2 protein-coding genes are annotated in these 2,073 nt (G+C 61.0%); both read left to right on the plus strand.

Annotation, left to right across the window (positions count from 1 at the left end):
• Positions 1-560: 560 nt before the first annotated feature.
• Entirely contained in the window at positions 561-842 is a 282-nt protein-coding gene (locus tag P9273_RS31970) for an acyl carrier protein (RefSeq protein WP_029356603.1), read from the plus strand.
• Positions 843-2,051: a beta-ketoacyl-[acyl-carrier-protein] synthase family protein gene (locus P9273_RS31975; protein WP_095794006.1), complete on the plus strand. Its 1,209-nt coding sequence runs from the start codon at positions 843-845 to the stop codon at positions 2,049-2,051.
• Positions 2,052-2,073: the final 22 nt, after the last annotated feature.

A 2,073-nucleotide genomic window follows, 5' to 3' on the forward strand; every position in this document is an offset into this window, starting at 1 on the left:
GGCCGCACTCATGACCGGCTGGGCTCGGTTAATCCTGCATGCCGCGCCCATGAGGTTACTTGTCCGGAGTGCGTCGAGCACAACGAGGAGATGTAGTTCACGATCTTTGAAAAGCGTGGTCAACCATCCAAAGTGTGGATGCCTTTCATCGAAACAAACGATTTCATCAATGTTCTGGAATCCTGCATGGGCAGAAGCACCTGATGGACACCGATGCCCCCACTGCCTCATGGCGTGGCGAGCGTCTTAAGAAACCGCCCGAAAGGAGATTTTTCATGCGCTCTACCGGGCAGTGGAGTGCTGGGAAAGGGAGTTGCAACTGACCGGCCATGTCAAACTGTCCGACTTCTTCCGAGCCTATGGACAGACCGGGAGACGCGCACGTGTAGCGGCTCACATCGTCATACTGCACCTACGCCACACACCGGCCGGACCTGATCCGGCTTTATGAGCATTGGGTTTTGTCAGTTGCCCAAGCGTGATGGCTTTCGCGACGCGGCGCGCCTCAGGAACTGAGCCGCGTCCAGGTCGAAACGCGGGAAAGAAAGACAGGAAACAGAATGGCCGATCAATTCGCAACGGACGTCATTGCCCTGATCAAGAAACGCGCCGAGTCGGAGAGCGGTGAGGGAATGCCTGCGTCATTCGTCGGCGAGATAACAATCGCCACGGAACTGGACGCGCTCGGGTTCGATTCGCTGGGTTTGGCGGACGTCCTCTGGGATGTGGAGCAGGCCTACGGCATCAAGATCGACATGAACACGGCCGATGCCTGGTCCAATCTCAAGAATGTCGGCGACGTCGTGGAAGCCGTCCGCGGCTTGCTTGCGAAGGAGGCTTGAATGGACAGGCGCGTCGTTATCACCGGAGTGGGCGGCCTGTGCGGACTGGGCACCGACGCCGCCTCTATGTGGAAAGAGATGCGCGAAGGCCGCTCCGCCATCGGCCCGATCGCCAATTCCGAGCTTCATGACCTGGAGGGCATGACCGGCGCTGAGATCAAGGCGCTGCCCCAGCACGACATCAACCGGGGGCATCTCATCTCCATGGACCGCTTCAGCTTGCTCGCCGTGCTTGCAGCGCGCGAAGCCATGCGGCAGGCCGGACTTTCCTGCGACGAGGGGAATGCCCATCGCTTCGGCGCGACAGTGGGCGTCGGATTTACCGGTTCGTACGCAACAGAACAAACTTACCGCTCACTGCTTTTGGGTAGCGCAATCCGTGCTGAACTCTTCACTGGAGTAAAGGTGATGCCCAGCGCCGCTTCCGTCCATCTTAGCTTGAGCCTCGGCTTGCGCGGGCCGGTCTTCGGGGTGACCTCCGCATGTGCCTCGGCCAACCATGCGATCGCCTCGGCGGTGGACCAGATCAAGCTGGGCCGGGCCGACGTAATGGTTTCCGGGGGCAGCGACGCACCCTTCGCATGGGGCGTGCTGAAAGCATGGGAAGCAATGCGCGTGCTTTCACCCGATACCTGCCGGCCCTTCTCCGCCGATAGGAAGGGCCTGGTGCTGGGCGAGGGTGCGGGCATGGCCGTGCTGGAAAGCTACGAGCATGCCACGAGGCGTGGTGCCACAATTCTTGCCGAGATCGCCGGCGTCGGCCTTTCCGCCGATGCCTTCCACATTGCCGCGCCATCTGTCGAGGGGCCAGCGTCGGCGATGCGCGCCTGCCTTGCCGATGCCGGGCTGAATGCCGAGGACGTCGACTACCTCAACGCGCACGGCACCGGTACCAAGAGCAATGATCAGACTGAAACGGCGGCGATCAAGCGTGTGTTTGGAAACCACGCTTATTCGATGTCCATCTCTTCCACCAAGTCCACGCACGCGCATTGCCTCGGCGCAGCGAGCGCGCTTGAAATGATCGCCTGCGTGATGGCAATCCAAGAGGACGTCGTGCCGCCGACCGCCAACTATCGCGAGCCAGATCCCGCTTGCGACCTCGACATCACACCCAATGTGCCGCGGGAGCGCAAGGTGCGCGTCGCCATGAGCAACGCCTTCGCCATGGGCGGTACGAACGCAGTTCTGGCATTCAGGCAGGTGTAGAAGCCATGCAAGACGCCTCATT

This window comes from Mesorhizobium sp. WSM4935, from assembly GCF_029625735.1.
Lineage (GTDB): Bacteria > Pseudomonadota > Alphaproteobacteria > Rhizobiales > Rhizobiaceae > Mesorhizobium.

Bases quoted from the DNA above. Each gene is read 5' to 3' on its own strand.
- P9273_RS31970 (WP_029356603.1), top strand. From the start codon at position 561: ATGGCCGATCAATTCGCAACGGACGTCATTGCCCTGATCAAGAAACGC.
- P9273_RS31975 (WP_095794006.1), top strand. From the start codon at position 843: ATGGACAGGCGCGTCGTTATCACCGGAGTGGGCGGCCTGTGCGGACTG.